This window comes from Ideonella margarita (genome assembly GCF_038066635.1).
GTDB lineage: Bacteria > Pseudomonadota > Gammaproteobacteria > Burkholderiales > Burkholderiaceae_C > Ideonella > Ideonella margarita.
Window position 1 is genome coordinate 38,702 of record NZ_JBBUTI010000013.1, and the last position, 15,831, is coordinate 54,532.

Consider the following 15,831-nt stretch of genomic DNA (forward strand, 5'->3'; position numbering starts at 1 on the left):
GAAACAATCATGGCTGACAAGCGCACTTTCCAAATCTATCGCTACGACCCTGACAAGGACGCGAAGCCCTACATGCAGACCATCGAGATCGAACTCGACGGCAATGAACGCATGCTGCTGGACGCCCTGATCAAGCTCAAGGCCATCGACCCGACCCTGTCCTATCGCCGCTCCTGCCGCGAAGGTGTCTGCGGTTCGGACGCGATGAACATCAACGGCAAGAACGGCCTGGCCTGCCTGACGAACATGCGCACGCTGCCGCAGACCGTCGTGCTGCGCCCGCTGCCGGGCCTGCCGGTGGTGCGTGACCTGATCGTCGACATGACGCAGTTCTTCAAGCAGTACAACTCGATCAAGCCGTACCTGGTGAACGAGGAGCGCCCGCCCGAGAAGGAACGTTTGCAATCGCCGGAAGAGCGCGAGGAGCTCGACGGCCTGTACGAGTGCATCCTGTGCGCGAGCTGCTCGACGAGCTGCCCGAGCTTCTGGTGGAACCCGGACAAGTTCGTCGGCCCGGCCGGTCTGCTGCAGGCCTACCGCTTCATCGCTGACAGCCGCGACCACGACACCTCGGCTCGCCTGGACAACCTGGAAGATCCGTACCGCCTGTTCCGCTGCCACACCATCATGAACTGCGTCGATGTCTGCCCGAAGGGTCTGAACCCGACGAAGGCGATCGGCAAGATCAAGGAATTGATGGTCCGTCGCGCGGTCTAAGGCCGCCGCGGTCAACTTCGAGCAAGCCACGGCATGGAAACTGCATCCCTGAATCCCACCGACGTCAGCCGCCTGAAATGGCGCTGCCGCCGGGGTTTGCTCGAAAACGACCTGTTTGTCGAGCGCTTCTTCCGCCGGTATGAGCAAACGCTCACGATCCGGCAGGTTGAAGGCCTGCAAGCGCTGATGGATCTGGCCGATAACGACCTTCTGGACTTGCTGCTTGTACGCAAGGAACCCGAGGGCGAACTCGATCGGCCGGAAGTCCGGGACGTACTGGCGCAGATGCGCCAGCCCGGTTGAACGATTTGAGACTAGAAAGGACTAGACGATGACCCCGTCCGACGTGAAAGCCACCCTGTCGTTCTCTGACGGCAGCCCCAGCATGGACTTGCCCCTTTACAAGGGCACCGTGGGCCCCGATGTCATCGACATCCGGAAGCTCTACGGTCAAACCGGCAAGTTCACCTATGACCCGGGCTTCCTGTCGACTGCCTCGTGCAACTCGACCATCACCTACATCGATGGCGACAAGGGCGAGCTGCTGTACCGCGGCTACCCGATCGAGCAGCTGGCGGTGAACTGCGACTACCTGGAAACCTGCTACCTGCTGCTGTACGGAGAACTCCCGAACCCGACGCAGAAGGCTGACTTCGAAGACCGTGTGACGAACCACACGATGGTCAACGAGCAGATGCAGTTCTTCCTGCGTGGCTTCCGTCGTGACGCTCACCCGATGGCTGTGCTGACCGGCCTGGTCGGCGCCATGTCGGCCTTCTATCACGACAGCACGGACATCAATAACCCCGAGCACCGTGAAATCGCCGCGATCCGCCTGATCGCCAAGATGCCGACGCTCGTGGCCATGGCCTACAAGTACACCGTCGGCCAGCCGTACATCTACCCGAAGAACGACCTGAGCTACTCGGGCAACTTCCTGCGGATGATGTTCGCCACCCCGTGCGAAGAGTACAAGGTGAACCCGGTGATCGAGCGCGCGCTCGACCGCATCTTCATCCTGCACGCTGACCACGAACAGAACGCCTCCACCTCGACCGTGCGTCTGTGCGGCTCGTCGGGTACCAACCCGTTCGCCGCCATCGCTGCGGGCGTGGCCTGCCTGTGGGGCCCGTCGCACGGCGGCGCCAACGAGGCTTGCCTGAACATGCTCGGCGACATCCAGAAGATGGGTGGCGTGGCCAAGGTCGGCGAGTTCATGAACCAGGTCAAGGACAAGAGCTCCGGCGTCAAGCTGATGGGCTTTGGCCACCGCGTGTACAAGAACTACGACCCGCGTGCCAAGCTGATGCGCGAAACCTGCCACGAAGTGCTGAGCGAGCTGGGTCTGCAGAACGACCCGCTGTTCAAGCTGGCGATGGAGCTGGAGAAGATTGCGCTGGAAGACGAGTACTTCGTCGCCCGCAAGCTGTACCCGAACGTCGACTTCTACTCGGGCATCGTGCAGCGCGCCATCGGCATCCCCGTGCCGCTGTTCACCGCGATCTTCGCGCTGGCCCGCACCGTTGGCTGGATTGCCCAGCTGAACGAAATGATCGGCGATCCGGAATACAAGATCGGCCGTCCGCGCCAGCTGTTCGTGGGCGCCGCTGCCCGCGACGTGAAGCCGCTGAGCCAGCGTTGATGTGCTGTGTGGCCCTTGGTGGCCCGATCAAAAAAAGGCCCCTCGGGGCCTTTTTTTTATTGGCGAAGGCCAAACGCCGCTCAGCGTGGGTGGATGCTGGCGACTTGACGTGCGCCGGTCTGCCTGGCGGGCGCATGCTCTGCGAACGCGCGAGGCGCTGCTGAACGCCTGACCTTGCCTGCCGAGGCTGCCGTGGTGGCGTCCGAATTGCTTGCGGCATCCGGCAGGTCGGCGCCGTAAGCGCCGGCCCGCAGTCGATAAAGCCGAATTTGCGGGCGGCCACCGGTGGTGCCCACCGGCCAGGGAGCCCCGCCCACGCCGGGGGCAGCCGCGGCCAGCTGGGTGGACGTTTCGGTGGTGGCGGTCGCAGGCGGGGTCTGGAGCTCGACCTTCGTGCCGGCTTTTGGCGACGTTGCGGGCGACGCTGCGGGCGAAGTGGCGGGCGCAATTGCCGGTGCCATGGCCGGTGCCGCCGCAGGGCCACTCATCGGCTTGCCCGTGCTCTGGCTGCTGCCATGTCCGTCCACCCGAATCACCCGGACCGGCGTGTCGGTGTCTGCCAGAGAAGCCCAGGCGGCCTGGGTTTGCGCCTGCCAGTCTTCGCTGGATCGGATGATGGACGGCTTGATCAGCACCACCAGCTCCTTCTTCTTTCCCGTGTTGGCACGGTTGCCCAGCACGCTGGCCGTGACGGCGTTGGCACCGCTGCCCGGCAGGCCCGAGGTCTGCCGCACGGTTTCGGTCTGCATCAGCCCGCCAATGGCCACGATCTGGCCATCCGGAATGCGCACGATGGTGTCGGTCTCGTTGATGCTGCTGGACGCCAGCGGCAGCTTGTAGGCGCCCATGGTGCCCAGATCGACCTGCTTGTTGCGCTCAGTGACTGAGCTGACCGACGGGTGCACGTGCAGCGTGATCATGTGGCCTTCGTCGATCTGCGGCGTCACGTCCAGCGCGATGCCGGAGAAGAACGGCGTCAGCGTCAGCGTCGGCATCGTGGTCGTGTTGCCGGTGGTCGAGGTGGTGTTGCCGGTGCCGGTGGTGCCACCCGAGACATTGGTGACGAAGTAGTCGTCGATGCCCACCTTCAGCACGGCCTTCTGGTTGTTCAGCGTGGCCAGGCGGGGGCTCGACAAGGTCTGCACCTCGCCATGGGTTTCCAGAAAGCCCATGACGGCCTGGAAGCCATTGCCGGCCAGTGACAGGCCGAACAGGCCATTGCCGCCCAGCGGGCCGCTCAGGGCATCGGCGGCGGTGCTCAGGCCGCTGGTCAGCGTGGGCAGACCGTTGCCATTGCTGAGCAGCGGGTTCGTGGCGTTGCCGTTCAGGCTGCCTGCGGCGCCCCGGCCGCGCAGGATGGACCAGTCGATGCCGCTCTGGAAGCCTTCACGCAGTTCCACCTGCACGATCTTCACGTCCAGCATCACCTGCCGTTCAACCGCCATGCGGGCCGCGCTCAGCATGGCCTCCACCTGGCGCAGCTCGTCGGGCATGGCACGCACCGCCAGCAGGCCCGATTGCGGGCTGACGATCACGCTGCGGCCACCGGCCGTGCCGATCATGGCGCGCACCGATTCACCCAGCTCGGCCCACAGGTCGTTGCGCGACTGCGTGGTGATCTGGCTGCTGTCGGGCTGGCTCTGGCTGGTGCCGCCTGCGCCGTTGCCACCGTTGCTGCCGCTGCTGTTCCCACCGTTGGTGCCGTTGCTGTTGTTTGCCGGGGCGGCGCCAGAGCTGACGCGCACATCGCTGCGGCCACTGCGTTGCGAGTGCAGGTAATTCACCACGAAGACGCGTGACTGCATCGTCGGCGGAAACACCGTGATGCGGCGGCCTTCCACCTTGAAGTCATAGCCGTACACATCACGCAGGGCTTCCATCGCCTCGCGCATCGTTACGCGGCGCAGCGTCACCGAAATCTGGCCCGCCAGGTCGGGGTGCACCAGCACGTTGTAGCGGCCGTCCGAGGCGAGTGCCAGGAACACGTCGCGCGCCGGGGCGCTGTTGACGATCAAATCGAAGCGGGGCTCGGCCGGGGGCTCGGCGCGGGGAGTCGGGGCTGCAGCCGCGTTGGCGGCAGTCGCCACAGGCTCCACACGGGCCTCCACCCGGGTAGCCGGTGCCGGCTTGACCAGACTGTCGGGCTGCAGCTCCAGCACGGTCTGCACCGGCGTCTTCAGCGGCAGCTGGCCGGGCACGGCGGTGTTGATCGGGGCACAGGCGCCCAGGCTCAGCAGGCTGCTCAGCAATCCGCCACGGGCGAGGATCTGGGTCGGGGTCATGGGGTTGTCTCTTTCTTCGCCGAGGGCGAGGTCTTCGAGGTCTTCAAGGCGGTCGAGGGCGTCAGGCTGATCTGCGGATACAGCGGCAACTTGCGCAGCCCGTTGGCGTCGCGCAGCCAGATCTCCTGGGCCGTGATGCGTTCAATGCGTGCGTCGCCGAGCTTGTCGCCCACGCCGCGCAGCCAGCCGCGTTCCACCACGTACGGCTTGCCGTTGATCACCATCAGATGCTGGCCGGGCTGTGCCGGCTCGGGCGTGCCTGCGGCGGCACCCGATGCGGCAGATGCGTTCGCTGCCGCTGTGGCCGTCCCGGGTGGCGGCGCATTCAGGCCCGACGCATCGGGCGGACGCGTGGGGTCGCGCTGGGCCTGGGCGGGTGCATGGGCCAGCGCCAGGGGCAGGCAGACCAGCGCCAGTGTCAGGCGCGTGCGGGTGTGGTTCATGGTGCGCTCCCCGCCAGCCACAGCTGCACGCTGAGCAGCGGCTGGCCTTGTTCTCGCTGCAGGCTCAGCGTGCCCCAGCGCAGCCCGGGCAGGGTGCGCTCCAGCTCGGCCAGAAACTGCTGCAGATCGGCGTACTGGCCGGAGATCGTCAGCTTGGCGCCTTGCCAGTCGCCCGGCCGGGTCTCGTTCGCGGCAGCGGGTGGGGCGTTGGCTGGCGTGCCGCCCGGCACATTGGCCAGGCTCTGCATCGCGGCCGACGCCGCCGTCAGGCCCGGTGCTGCGGCCTGGCCGGCAGCGCTGCCGGCACCGGTGGCGCCGGTTTCCAGGCGCACCAGACTGACCCGGGCATGCCGCTGCAGGACGGTCGCCAGCAGCTTGGGCAGCGCCACGGCGGGCACGGCCTCGTCGTGGCCGCCCTGCAGCATCTGCAGCAGTTGCGTGCGTTCGGCGCGGGCGCGCTCCACGCTCTGCACCAGCGCCTGCAGCTGCGGGTCTGAGCCGGCATGTCCGGCATCCCGGCTCAGGCCGTCCAGCTCCTTGCTCATCGAGGCCAGTTCTGCCGAGCTGGCGATCCCGGCCTGGCGCCATTCGCCTTGTTGCCGCAGGCTGGGGCTGATCACCAGCTGGTCGGCCACGGCCAGCAGCAGCATCGCCAGCGAGGCGAACAGGAAGGCCCGTTCGCGCAGGCTCAAGCCGTCAATCAATCGGGCCCAGCGGGCCAGGGTGGTCGCCATCATGGCGCACCTCCTTGTGCAACGGCGGCCGGGCGCATGCCGGCATGGGCCTGGGTGGCCACCTTGAAGCGCCACATCGGCGGCGGTGTGCGGGCGGTGCTGGCGGGGGTGGTTGCGGCCCCCGACAGCACGCCGCTGCCGGTCGCCGTTCTGTTGGCTGCATCGGTGGCCGAAGCCCCCTGCAGCTGCACCTCGACGGCGCCAAGGGCCTGGGTGTTGTCGGCGTCCTTCGGCAAGGCCAGCTTGCCCAGCACGGGCAGCCATGCCTGCAGCGCGCCGGGGTCGAGCGTCAGCCCTTCGACCGAGGCTTGATCAGGGGCCAGTTGCACGCCTGTCAACCAGACCGACTCCGGCAGCGTGCGGGCCACCAGGGCCAGCGCATCCGAGTGGTGGCGGCCCGGTGCCAGCTGCGCACTTTCCATGGCCGAGAGCCGTTCGCGCAGTCGCGGCAGTTCGGCTTGCAGCGCGCGCAATTCCAGGTTCAAGGTGTTGGGGTCGATGCGGGCACGTGCCAGTTGAAGCGCTGCGGTGAGCTGCTGGCGGTCTGCGGCCTGCCGGGCCTGCAACACCTGATGGTCGGCCGCGCGCTGGCGCTGCAGCAGCCATACGCCGCCGCTGGCCAGGCTCAGCACGATGCTCAGGATGCCGAGGCCGAGCAGCAACGTCTTGGCGCTGAAGATCAGTCGCGGCGCGAGCAGGACGGGCGTGTGGAGGTTGATCTGCTGGGCCATGTCAAGGCTCCATGCGGACATGCCGCAGCAGGGCGCCCAGCAGCGGCACCTGGGGTTCGGGCAGCGGCGTGCTGGCGGCGTCATCGCCAGCTGCGGCGGGCGTGTAGAGCTGCTGCAGGTTCAAGGGCATCACGCGCATGCCCAGCAGCTCCTGCAGGTACTGGCTGGTGGCGTCGGCATCACCGGTGTGGTGCAGCCACAGCACGCCCAGCGGCAGGTCGGGGCAGGAGCGCTCCCACACATCGAAGGACCGCTGCAGCTCCACAACCAGGCGTGAGCCTGCGTCCTCGGTGTCTGCGCCCAGCTCGATGGCTGGTGGCAGGCCGATGTCGTCGAGCGAAAACGTGAAGCTGCCTGATGCGCCCAGCTCGGCGCCCTCCAGGCCCGATGCGGCGAACGCCGGCTCACTGGTTTCAGTGGCTGCCGATGTGCTCTTGGCGCGTGCGGCGGCGGCACGGTCCAGCAACTCGGCGTCCCAGTCCAGGCGGCGGCTGTAGTACAGCTCGTCGCCCACGCAGATGGTGATCAGGCTGCTGCTGCCGTGCTGCATGAGGCAGGCGGTGGCGCGGTCGGCCAGGTCGGCGGCGCCTGCGGCGGCGGTGTGCAGATTGCGCTGGGCCAGGTCAGTGACGTCGATCACCTGCAGCGGCCAGCGGGCCGACTCTGCCGTGGCATTGAGCTGCACGACGCGCGTGGTGGGTGCGGCAACCACGAACAACTGGCCCTGACCCACGGTGGGCGCCTGCGGCCGGCCGACGCGCAGCACGTCGAGAGTCAGGTCGTCGACATGCACGTCCACCCGTTCGCGGATATGCCAGCGGGCAGCGGCGCGCAGCTCGTCGGGCGGCACGGCCGGCGCCTCGATCTGCAGCAACTGGTAGGCGTTCAACGGCAATACCGCCGTGGCACTGCCGGCGCTGTGGCCCAGACTGCGCAGCAGCTCGGCGTCGGGCAGCGCGCCGTCGTCTGCCATTGGCTCACTGCCCCAGCGTCGCACGGTGGGCGGCTGGGTGCGCGTGTCGCCCAGCAACCAGTCCAGCGTGCCAGCGCCAAGGCTGAAGACCAGGGTGTCGTGTCGCGCGGCAGCGCGTTGCCAGGGCCATCGCATGTCAGTAGTTCTCGCGCTGGTAGATGAGGTTGTCGTTGCCCTTGAACAGGCCGAAGCTGGCTCGGGCAGAGGGGTCTTTGTCGAGGCTGCTGCCGCACCAGGCACCGCGCAGCCAGGGCAGGCCGGCGCCTGCGGTGGCGGCGTCGCCGGCGGCAGGTGTCCAGGTCTGCAGGCAGGAGTTGTCGGTGGCGGTGGCGCCCAGGCTCAGGGCCACGTCCACCGTGCCGCTGCGGCCGCCGCCCGGGGCGGCCAGCACCAGCTTGCCGGCTCCGGCGGTCAGGCTCACGGTGCTGCCGCTCACGGTGGTGTCGGTGGCCGTCAGGCTCTTGCGCAGGTTGCCGAAGTTCACGGCCGTGGCCGGTACGCGTGTGCAGCTGTCCAGCGTGTTGTCGGCCCAGGCGCTGCCATTCCAGTACTGCGCGCGCAGGTCCATGCCCAGCGGGCGCTGTTGCGCCCCGATGGCATTGGCCAGGCGCAGGCGGCCGTGGCGCAGCACCACGGCGCTCAGCAGCGTGTGGTCATTGCCGTTGGCGGGCGAGGTGGTGTCGAGGTCGAAGGTCTGCATCGTCACGCCGTCACTGTCGACCGGTGCAATGCCGAAGTTCGCGCTGAACGGCCCGTCGACGCTGGTGCCGCGCTGTGCCGTGGCCAGCAGGGTGATGTTGCTGGCCACGCCATTGGCCCAGCTGCCCGAGGAGCTGCCCAGGGTCAGCCGTGCCGGGCTGGTGGTGGTGCTGAACATGGTGCCGCCGTCGATGCCGGCAAGGTTCCAGGTGGCTGCCGATGCGGGGCTGAGCTTGGCGTAGCTGCCGGTGTAGTTGGTGGTCGTGGCACCCAAGGCGTTCACGGCGGTGAGCGTGAAGCCGAGCTGGAACGGCTCGCCCAGGTAGCTGAAGCTGGAGGCTGGCGAGCACGAAGCGCTGCTGCGATGCACCAGGCTGGCGTTGCTGACGGTGAAGCCGGCGGGCACGAATCGGCCCACGCGGGTGTTCTGTACACCGGCGCTGTTGGTCACCACGGCATCCAGGCTCAGACCGCTGCCCAGGAAGTTGCTGACCACGCCCGTGGTGTTGAGCGCAAAGCTGCCCACCTCGGTGTATTGCAGGTTGCTGACAGTGGCCGCGCCACTGGCGAAACTGCTGCCGGCGATGGTGCCGTTGTTCAGGCTGCCCATCGTGCCGCCAGCTGGCGTCTGAGAGGCTGCGACCGGGCTGAGCACCACCGCGCTGGCAAAGCTGTTGACGCGGTTGCCGGCCTTCATCGCGGTTTCGGTGGCGGTGGCCAGCGGCGTGCCGGTGTTGTTGGTGTCTGCGCCGTTGGTCAGCATCGCCGAGTTCCAGGTGTAGGCCGCCACCGTCGCTCCGAAGTTCGCCCCGGCCGGGCCGAGCACGCCATCTGTGGCGGCAGAGCCGTTCGGGTTCAGCGTGCTGCCGTACTTGATGGCCTGGATCATCACCACGAAAGGCCGCACGGTGAGCGTGTTGCTGGCACCGCTGACCGACGTGGCGGCGGCCGTGAGTGAATCGTCCAGCACGTTCAGCGCATACCGGCCCTGGTCAGATGTGCCGAGGTTGAAGCTGGCCACGCCATTGGTGAAGGTGAGCGTCAGGTTGTTGGCGGCCGGCTGGGCCGCAGGAATCGTCAGCGCCGGTGAGACCACCGTGGGTGCCGTGTGCGTGCCGCCGGCGTCGGTGCGCCAGAACTTCAGGGCCCGGCTGCCGCTGTAGTCGGTGGCCACGCCGCAAGAGCCGGTGCTGGGATCCTTCTTCAACAGGCTCAGCGTCATGTCGTGCGGGCGGCCGGCCACGGCCACGTCGCTGCCACTGACCCTGTTGCTCAGGTCTTCCGCAAACACGAAGGCGTTGTCGCGGTACTGGATGGGCGTGGCGCTGGCGTTGTAGGTGCCATCGTTGACGGTGGCGGTCACGTTCTGGGCCAGGCTGTGCGCCAGCGTGAACCTGGCCACGCCGGCATCGCCCGCCACGAAGGTGTAGGTGGCCGTGCCGTCGCCGTTGTTCACCAGCGTGCCGCCTGGCACGGGCCCGCTGCCCTTGGCCCAGGTGCCGCGGCCGGTGCCGGTGTTCAGGGTGACGGTGCCGGTGTAGCTGGTGTAGGCACTGGTGCCGTCGGTGTCCAGCGCCTTCACCGTGAGCGTCTGCGTGCTGCAGGTTGAGGCCGTGGTGGCCGCGGGCGTGATGGTGAAGCCGGTGAGCGCGTTGGCCGAAGCCGTGCAGTTGTAGAGCTGGCTGGCCGGGACGATGTAGTAGGTGGTGCCGGTGACGGCGGGCTCCTGCCAGGCCAGCATGGCTGTGGCGTCGCCGCCGTTCTCGAAGAACTCCATCGTGACCGGGTAATAGCTGCCGGCGGTCAGGCTGATTCGGCTCGCGGTAGCGTCGACGGTGGGGGAGTGCAGCGTCCAGTTGTCGATGACCTTGGTGCCATCGATGTACAGCCGCACACCGTCATCGGAGTTGGTCGCGAAGGCGTAGGTGCCCGTGGTGGTGGCCTTGATTACCCCGGTCCAGCGCACCGAAAAGCCGTCCGCGGGCGTGCTGCCCACGCCCGGCGCGCCCGTTGTCCAGCTGAAGTACACCATGCTGTCGACGCGGTTGGCTTGTGTGCCGGAGAAGGCGTACGTCGGGCCGATGTTGCCGTTCTGCCCGAAGTAGCTGCCGTAGATGCCGCTGTACATCGTGGGCGCCGACAGCGCGGCACTGCTGCCGGCCGTGATGACATTGCCCACCAGATCGGCCAGGTTGCTGACGCTCACCACCGTTGAGCTGGCCATGGCCGCGCTGGTGGTCAGGGTGACGGTCTTGTAATCGCTCTCCAGCACGGCGCTGGTGATGCTGCTGAGCGGGATACTGAAGTTGCTGGTGGTTTGCGCCTGCGTCTTGCGGAGCTCTTCCGAGAAGACCAGCGTGGCCTTCTTCGGGTTGCCGCAGACCTGGGTGGCGGACACCAGCGTGGGCTTGGTGGTGTCGGCGCAGGTGCTGACGGCGGACAGCTCGGTTTGATCGGCGCTGCTCAAGGTGACCGTGAGGCCGCCCAGCGTGATGCCACCATTGACCACGATGGCGCCGGTGAGCATGGAGCCCGAGCCGATGCTGACGTTGTTGCCCGTGCCCGGGCTGTAGATGATGCCGCGGATGCTGCTGCTGGAGCCCACCGTGAGGTTGGCATTGGGCCGCAGGTAGAACAGCCCCATCTCGGTCGGACCGGCCGAATTGATCACCAGGCTGGTGCCGGCGCTGATGTTGCCTTGCAGGAACAGCCGCGCGCCGGCCTGAGTGACGATCGTCACCGTCGAGCCGATGGTGGCGTTGTTGATGATGTAGTCACCCGGCGTGAAGGTGTAGGTGGTGCCGTTGGCGATGTTCAGGTTGTTCACCGTGATCGCGCTCACCGGGGTGGGCAGCGACGGAAACGACGCGGGTATCGCCGACGTGCGCACACCCGCAATGGTGATGCTGGCGCCGGTGGTGCCGGTCACCGTGGTGCCGTTGACGACATTCGTGCCGCCCATGTTCAGGGCGCTGCTGCCGGCGGTGATGGGGTAGGTCACGGGCAGCGTGCCGCACTGCGCCCAGGCGGTGCTGGCCAGGCCCAGCAGGGCTGTCGCAGCCAGGCCTCGGGCGGTTTGCAGCCAGCGTTTCGCCGTTGCCGCGCCAGCCATGCCGCGGCCGGGCCTGTGGGCGGGCTCGGGGTGCGGATCGGGCAGGAACGGACGCGTGCAAAGCATGAGGCTCTCCTGCGTCGATTCTGGAAGCGCCGGCCTGTGCACTAATCAACAAAAAGACCGCTAAAGCGGCCTCAAACCCGGTCTCAAAACCGGCCAGCGTCGGGGTCGATCTGCGCTTGCTGGTGGGCGGGTGCTTCAGCTGCCGAGCATGTCAACGGCTCAGCGTGCTGCTCAGTTGCCGCTCGACATACACCGCCGAGGGGGCGGCTGCGGTGTTGGGGCAGCTGCCGCTGCTGGGCGCGTTGCAGGAGGTGGCGGTGACTTGGTAGAACACCAGGGCGGTGGCGCCGTCGGTGCCCGTGCTCCGGCTGCAGCTCACCGTGACCACCATGCTGCCCAGGTTGCCGCCAGGTGTGAGCGAGGTGGTGCCGAAGCAGGCGGGTGCAGCGGCCGGTGGCGCGGGGTTGCGCAGCACCTGCCAGGCGGCCCATTCCAGGCCGGCACGGGCAGCCTGGGCGGCGCGGGCGTTTTCAATGTCCACCGCCATGCCGTCCTGCTGCCGGCTGCTGACACTCACCAGCGCCGCGCCCAGGGCGGCCAGCACGACCAGGATGAACAGCAGCGACATCATGGTGAAGCCGCGCATGCCTTGCCCACCGCCCGCCGGTGCCGGGCGAGCTGCGCGCGAGGCACGGGCCTGCTCAGGGCTGGTTGTCGATGTGGACGGCATGGTGCAGGGAAACCGATTCGGTGGCCGTGGCGGTGGCGGTGGCCAACGTCAGGCTCATCTGGGCCAGGCCGGCGCGGCTGGCGATCACGGCGTTGTCGACGCTGAAGCGGCAGGCGGTCACGCCGCTGGCCAGCACGGTGCTGCTGCCGCCCGAGGGCGGGCTGGGCTGGCTGGCGACGAAGCCGTAACCCGTCCAGCGCACCAGGGTGCCGGCCGTCAGGTCGCAGCGGTAGGTCACCGGGCTGTTCACCGCGAAGACACGGTAGGGCGCCGACAGGCCCGCCACCGGCAAGCCGGCGAGTGAGCTCAAACCCACCGTGCTGGCCGTGCCAGCGGCATTGGTGGTGCTGCGCCGATTGGACGAGGCCTGCTCGGTGGCCGTGCCGTTGGCGGCGTAGGCGTCCGAGCCGGTCACGCCGGTGCCCAGGTTGTAGATCACCACAGCCTGGCCGGCAGTCAGGGCCAGGCCCGGGCCGACCACGTCGAAGCTGGTGTCGGTGGTGCCGAACTGCAGCGCGCCGGTGCCGTCGGTGGCAAAGCGCGCCGCGGCTGTCGTGGGGATGAGCTCAAGCGACAAGCCGTCCGCCGTGGCGCGGGCGCTGTTGGGCAGGGCGCCGTGCAGGTCACGGCCGATGCGGCGCAGCGCGCCATCGGCGGCGTCCACCAGATTGGCCCGCGCCGACACCGCGATGTAGGCCTGCACCGGCGCCACGATGAACTTGCCCACCACGGCCAGCACGATGCCCGACAGCACGATGACCATCACCGCCTCGATCAGCGTGAAGCCGTGCTGGGGCTGCTGCCGGCTGGCGCGGTTGCGGTGGGGTGGATGGGCAGCGTATGACATGACGTGCCCTTACAGCGCGGCGTTGGGCGCGTGGCGGCTGCGGTAGCCGTCCAGCACCACGCGGGTGTTGCCCGGGCCGGTGACGGTGACCGTGATGCGCAGCACGTCGCCGCTGCCGGCCGTCAGGCTGCCGAGCGCGGCATTGGCCACCGCGATGCTGGCGCTGTAGCCGCTCAGGCCGGGCACGGCGCTGTTGGTCAGGTCGGTGATGCCGGTCATGGCAAAACCGTTGTAGTCGTTGACGTTGTCGAATTGCGGCGTGGCATAGCGGCCTTCGCCTGACTCCGGCCCGATGCTTTCGGCCAGCGACGCACAGCCCGCGCTGCTGCTGGCGCTGTCGACGTTGGCATCGTCCGGGTCACAGAAGGTGAAGGGCATCAGCTGCACTTCATCGATCAGTGATTCCGCAATCGCCAGCGCCTGGCGCTGCAATTGCGGGTCGGCACTGGCCACCGTGGACTGGATGAAGATGCGCAGGATGGCGGTGAGCGCCACGCTGAGCACGACGATGAACATCACCAGCTCGATCAGCGAGACGCCGCCCTGGTTGCGGCCGGCTTTGGCCGGTGGGCGCGCACTCATGGCATCACCCGGGCCAGGCCGGTGTCGTTCTCGATGCGCATCACGCGGCTGAAGCCGTTGCCGTCACTCACGGTGACGTCGAGCACACCGCCGGTGGAGGTGAGTGCAGCTCCGGTGTTGCCGGTGTTGAAGGTCACGCTGCGGGTGGCGGCCTCGCTGATGCACGGGCTGACCGATGCCGGGCAGCTCAGGCTCGCGATGGCGGCACCGGAGGCATAGGCCACGGTGGTGCCCGTGGGGCTCACCGTCAGGACGACCGGCCGGCGCTGGCTCAAGGCCATGCGGCGGGCGCTCAGGGCCTGGCTCAGCAGGTTGTCATGGAAGGCGCGCAGCTGCCAGATGCGGGTGTCCATCATCTTGGGCAGCGCCACCAGCGCCAGGATGCCGACCAGCACGATCACCATCACCAGCTCGATCAGCGTGAAGCCGCTCGAGCGGTGGGGTGCAGGGTGCTGGCGCATCAGGCTCACGCATCAGTTGATACCGACGGCGGTGAAGGTGGCGGTGGCGCTCGTGGACGTCTGCGTCAGCGTGCAGGAGATCGCGGTGCCGGCCGTGATTTCACCAGCCGTGATGGTGCGGGCGGTGATGGTGTAGCCGGTGGGCAGGCCACCTTGCAGCGCGTTCTTCACGTTGTCGCAGTCGGTCACGGTCACGCCGTTGGCCGTGTTGACCTTGCGGGCGGCGTAGTTCACCGATGCGGCCGAAGTCAGCGAGCCAGCCACGCCAGACAGCGCAGCGGCCTTGGCGTCAGCGCCCAGGTCAACGAATTTTGGAATGGCGACCGCGGCCAGCACGGCCAGGATCACGATCACCATGACCAGTTCGATCAAGGTGAAACCCGATTGCGGCCGCAGGGCCTGGAGAGACTTGGCGTTCATCATCGTGCCTTTCAGGGAAGTCGCGGCGCTGCCGCACGGGAATGGAATTGGGGTCAGAGGGGCCCGCCAGAGACGGGTCACAAGTCGTTATCGGCGGCTTGCCGGCAGGAATTGAGGGTTTGATCACCGCCCTGAGTGAATTCCTCCCAGCCTGCCCGTCCGCGTCCCCGTCGACGACCCCGTCAGCCCGCCTTGCCCATGGCCGCCTGGCCCATGTTCCACAGCGGCATGAACACGCCCAGGGCCAGCACCAGCACGATGGCGCCGATGACCAGCAGCAGCACCGGCTCGATGGCCGACGACAAGCCCTTGATGGCGTGGTCGGTCTCTCGCTCATACATGTCGGCGATTTCCAGCAGCAGGGTGTCGAGCTCGCCGGTTTCTTCGCCCACCGCAATCATCTGCATCACGACCGGGGTGAACACGCCGGCCGCCTGGGCGCAGCGCGAAATGCTTTCGCCGCGCTCCACGCCGTCACGCATCTGCTCGATGCGGGCGCCGATCCAGGCGTTGTCCACCGTGCGTGCCACCACCGTCATGGCCTGGCTGATGGGCACGCCGCTCTTGGAGGCCAGCGCGAAGCTGCGCGCAAAGCGCGCCAGCGTGGCTTTCAGGATGATCGGGCCGATGATGGGCATGCGCAGCTTGCGCTTGTCCCAGGTGTAGCGCCCGCCCGGCGTGGCCAGCCAGGCGCGTGTGCCGAACACCGCACCCAGGCCGCCGATCAGCAAGAGCGGCCAGAAGGTGACCGTGAAGTGGGACGACGCCAGCAGCACGCGGGTCATCAGTGGCAGCTCGGCCTTGAAGCCGGCAAACACGGTGGCAAAGGTGGGCAGCACGAAGAGGTTGATGATCGTGATGGCCGCCACGATGGCGATCAGCACCATGGTCGGGTAGCGCAGCGCCTGCTTGATGCGGGCGCGCACGTCGAGTTCGAACTCCAGGTGCTCCGACAGGCGCAGGAACACCTCGGTCAGCCGGCCAGTCATCTCGCCCACCTGCACCATGGCCACGTAGAAAGCGCTGAACACCTTGGGATGGCGGGCCAGGCCGGCCGACAGCTCGCGGCCCTGGTCGAGGCTGGCGCGCAAATCCACCAGCAGGTCGATCAGCGGTGCCTTTGCGGTGGAGGCCTGCAGGCCGGCGAGTGAGCGCAGCAGCGGCACGCCGGCTTTCTGCAGCGTGTAGAGCTGGCGTGACAACACCAGGGTGTCTTCGCCCGTCACCTGCGGGCCGAACAGCGCATTCAGCACCGAGGTGGCCGTCTGCGCGTTGGGGTTGGCCGCCGCGCCCGCTGCGCCGGTTGCGGTGTTGCCCACCGCCGTGATCTGCACTGGCGTGACGCCGCCTGCCAGCAGTTGGTCAGCCACCGCGCTGTCACTCGCACCTTCCGAGGTGCCGCTGACCAGTTCGCCCCGGCCATTGCGGCCGCGCCATGCCCAGGCTGCCATG

At 67.9% G+C, this 15,831-nt stretch carries 15 protein-coding genes; 3 read left to right on the forward strand and 12 right to left on the reverse strand.

What is annotated here, in order from left to right; all coding sequences use genetic code 11:
• The first annotated feature begins 9 nt into the window (after positions 1–9).
• From AACH00_RS16975 to gltA, 3 genes are read left to right on the forward strand one after another with little or no spacing between them, the layout of a single operon-like run.
• Complete coding sequence (locus tag AACH00_RS16975; RefSeq protein WP_341400371.1) at positions 10–717, forward strand: succinate dehydrogenase iron-sulfur subunit; 708 nt, start codon at positions 10–12, stop codon at positions 715–717.
• A gap of 33 nt (positions 718–750) precedes the next feature.
• The gene (locus AACH00_RS16980; protein WP_341400372.1) at positions 751–1,020 is read left to right on the forward strand and encodes an FAD assembly factor SdhE; all 270 of its coding nucleotides are present in this window, start codon (positions 751–753) and stop codon (positions 1,018–1,020) included.
• A gap of 28 nt (positions 1,021–1,048) precedes the next feature.
• Positions 1,049–2,359 carry a citrate synthase gene (gltA, locus tag AACH00_RS16985; protein WP_341400373.1) on the forward strand — a complete coding sequence of 437 codons (1,311 nt, stop codon included), beginning with the start codon at positions 1,049–1,051 and terminating at the stop codon, positions 2,357–2,359.
• Positions 2,360–2,439: 80 nt separating this feature from the next.
• Here gltA and AACH00_RS16990 read toward each other — a convergent pair whose 3' ends face one another.
• The 12 genes from AACH00_RS16990 to AACH00_RS17045 all read right to left on the reverse strand — a co-directional run bounded on the left by AACH00_RS16990 (position 2,440) and on the right by AACH00_RS17045 (position 15,830).
• Entirely contained in the window at positions 2,440–4,641 is a 2,202-nt protein-coding gene (locus AACH00_RS16990; RefSeq protein ID WP_341400374.1) for a secretin N-terminal domain-containing protein, read from the reverse strand.
• Complete coding sequence (locus AACH00_RS16995) at positions 4,638–5,084, reverse strand: hypothetical protein (protein ID WP_341400375.1); 447 nt, start codon at positions 5,082–5,084, stop codon at positions 4,638–4,640. The genes AACH00_RS16990 and AACH00_RS16995 overlap by 4 nt, the downstream gene beginning before the upstream one ends.
• Positions 5,081–5,821, reverse strand: a complete 741-nt coding sequence (locus AACH00_RS17000) for a hypothetical protein (protein ID WP_341400376.1) — start codon at positions 5,819–5,821, stop codon at positions 5,081–5,083. Before AACH00_RS17000 ends, AACH00_RS16995 begins: the two co-directional genes overlap by 4 nt.
• Positions 5,818–6,549: a PilN domain-containing protein gene (locus tag AACH00_RS17005; RefSeq protein WP_341400377.1), complete on the reverse strand. Its 732-nt coding sequence runs from the start codon at positions 6,547–6,549 to the stop codon at positions 5,818–5,820. Before AACH00_RS17005 ends, AACH00_RS17000 begins: the two co-directional genes overlap by 4 nt.
• Position 6,550: 1 nt before the next feature.
• Positions 6,551–7,657: a hypothetical protein gene (locus AACH00_RS17010; protein WP_341400378.1), complete on the reverse strand. Its 1,107-nt coding sequence runs from the start codon at positions 7,655–7,657 to the stop codon at positions 6,551–6,553.
• Between the two features lies 1 nt (position 7,658).
• A complete protein-coding gene (locus tag AACH00_RS17015; protein WP_341400379.1) occupies positions 7,659–11,399 on the reverse strand; it encodes a DUF6701 domain-containing protein in 3,741 nt (1,246 codons plus the stop codon).
• A 151-nt stretch (positions 11,400–11,550) separates the two neighbouring features.
• Positions 11,551–12,069: an agglutinin biogenesis protein MshP gene (locus tag AACH00_RS17020; protein ID WP_341400380.1), complete on the reverse strand. Its 519-nt coding sequence runs from the start codon at positions 12,067–12,069 to the stop codon at positions 11,551–11,553.
• Positions 12,041–12,916, reverse strand: a complete 876-nt coding sequence (locus AACH00_RS17025; protein WP_341400381.1) for a prepilin-type N-terminal cleavage/methylation domain-containing protein — start codon at positions 12,914–12,916, stop codon at positions 12,041–12,043. The genes AACH00_RS17020 and AACH00_RS17025 overlap by 29 nt, the downstream gene beginning before the upstream one ends.
• Positions 12,917–12,925: 9 nt before the next feature.
• A complete protein-coding gene (locus tag AACH00_RS17030; protein ID WP_341400382.1) occupies positions 12,926–13,498 on the reverse strand; it encodes a type II secretion system protein in 573 nt (190 codons plus the stop codon).
• Positions 13,495–13,959: a pilus assembly FimT family protein gene (locus tag AACH00_RS17035; protein WP_341400440.1), complete on the reverse strand. Its 465-nt coding sequence runs from the start codon at positions 13,957–13,959 to the stop codon at positions 13,495–13,497. Before AACH00_RS17035 ends, AACH00_RS17030 begins: the two co-directional genes overlap by 4 nt.
• 12 nt (positions 13,960–13,971) lie before the next feature.
• Positions 13,972–14,379 carry a pilin gene (locus AACH00_RS17040; RefSeq protein WP_341400383.1) on the reverse strand — a complete coding sequence of 136 codons (408 nt, stop codon included), beginning with the start codon at positions 14,377–14,379 and terminating at the stop codon, positions 13,972–13,974.
• Between the two features lie 182 nt (positions 14,380–14,561).
• The gene (locus tag AACH00_RS17045) at positions 14,562–15,830 is read right to left on the reverse strand and encodes a type II secretion system F family protein (RefSeq protein WP_341400384.1); all 1,269 of its coding nucleotides are present in this window, start codon (positions 15,828–15,830) and stop codon (positions 14,562–14,564) included.
• Position 15,831: the final 1 nt, after the last annotated feature.

Bases quoted from the DNA above. Each gene is read 5' to 3' on its own strand.
- AACH00_RS16975 (WP_341400371.1), top strand. From the start codon at position 10: ATGGCTGACAAGCGCACTTTCCAAATCTATCGCTACGACCCTGACAAG.
- AACH00_RS16980 (WP_341400372.1), top strand. From the start codon at position 751: ATGGAAACTGCATCCCTGAATCCCACCGACGTCAGCCGCCTGAAATGG.
- gltA (WP_341400373.1), top strand. From the start codon at position 1,049: ATGACCCCGTCCGACGTGAAAGCCACCCTGTCGTTCTCTGACGGCAGC.
- AACH00_RS16990 (WP_341400374.1), bottom strand. From the start codon at position 4,641: ATGACCCCGACCCAGATCCTCGCCCGTGGCGGATTGCTGAGCAGCCTG.
- AACH00_RS16995 (WP_341400375.1), bottom strand. From the start codon at position 5,084: ATGAACCACACCCGCACGCGCCTGACACTGGCGCTGGTCTGCCTGCCC.
- AACH00_RS17000 (WP_341400376.1), bottom strand. From the start codon at position 5,821: ATGATGGCGACCACCCTGGCCCGCTGGGCCCGATTGATTGACGGCTTG.
- AACH00_RS17005 (WP_341400377.1), bottom strand. From the start codon at position 6,549: ATGGCCCAGCAGATCAACCTCCACACGCCCGTCCTGCTCGCGCCGCGA.
- AACH00_RS17010 (WP_341400378.1), bottom strand. From the start codon at position 7,657: ATGCGATGGCCCTGGCAACGCGCTGCCGCGCGACACGACACCCTGGTC.
- AACH00_RS17015 (WP_341400379.1), bottom strand. From the start codon at position 11,399: ATGCTTTGCACGCGTCCGTTCCTGCCCGATCCGCACCCCGAGCCCGCC.
- AACH00_RS17020 (WP_341400380.1), bottom strand. From the start codon at position 12,069: ATGCCGTCCACATCGACAACCAGCCCTGAGCAGGCCCGTGCCTCGCGC.
- AACH00_RS17025 (WP_341400381.1), bottom strand. From the start codon at position 12,916: ATGTCATACGCTGCCCATCCACCCCACCGCAACCGCGCCAGCCGGCAG.
- AACH00_RS17030 (WP_341400382.1), bottom strand. From the start codon at position 13,498: ATGAGTGCGCGCCCACCGGCCAAAGCCGGCCGCAACCAGGGCGGCGTC.
- AACH00_RS17035 (WP_341400440.1), bottom strand. From the start codon at position 13,959: ATGCGCCAGCACCCTGCACCCCACCGCTCGAGCGGCTTCACGCTGATC.
- AACH00_RS17040 (WP_341400383.1), bottom strand. From the start codon at position 14,379: ATGAACGCCAAGTCTCTCCAGGCCCTGCGGCCGCAATCGGGTTTCACC.
- AACH00_RS17045 (WP_341400384.1), bottom strand. From the start codon at position 15,830: ATGGCAGCCTGGGCATGGCGCGGCCGCAATGGCCGGGGCGAACTGGTC.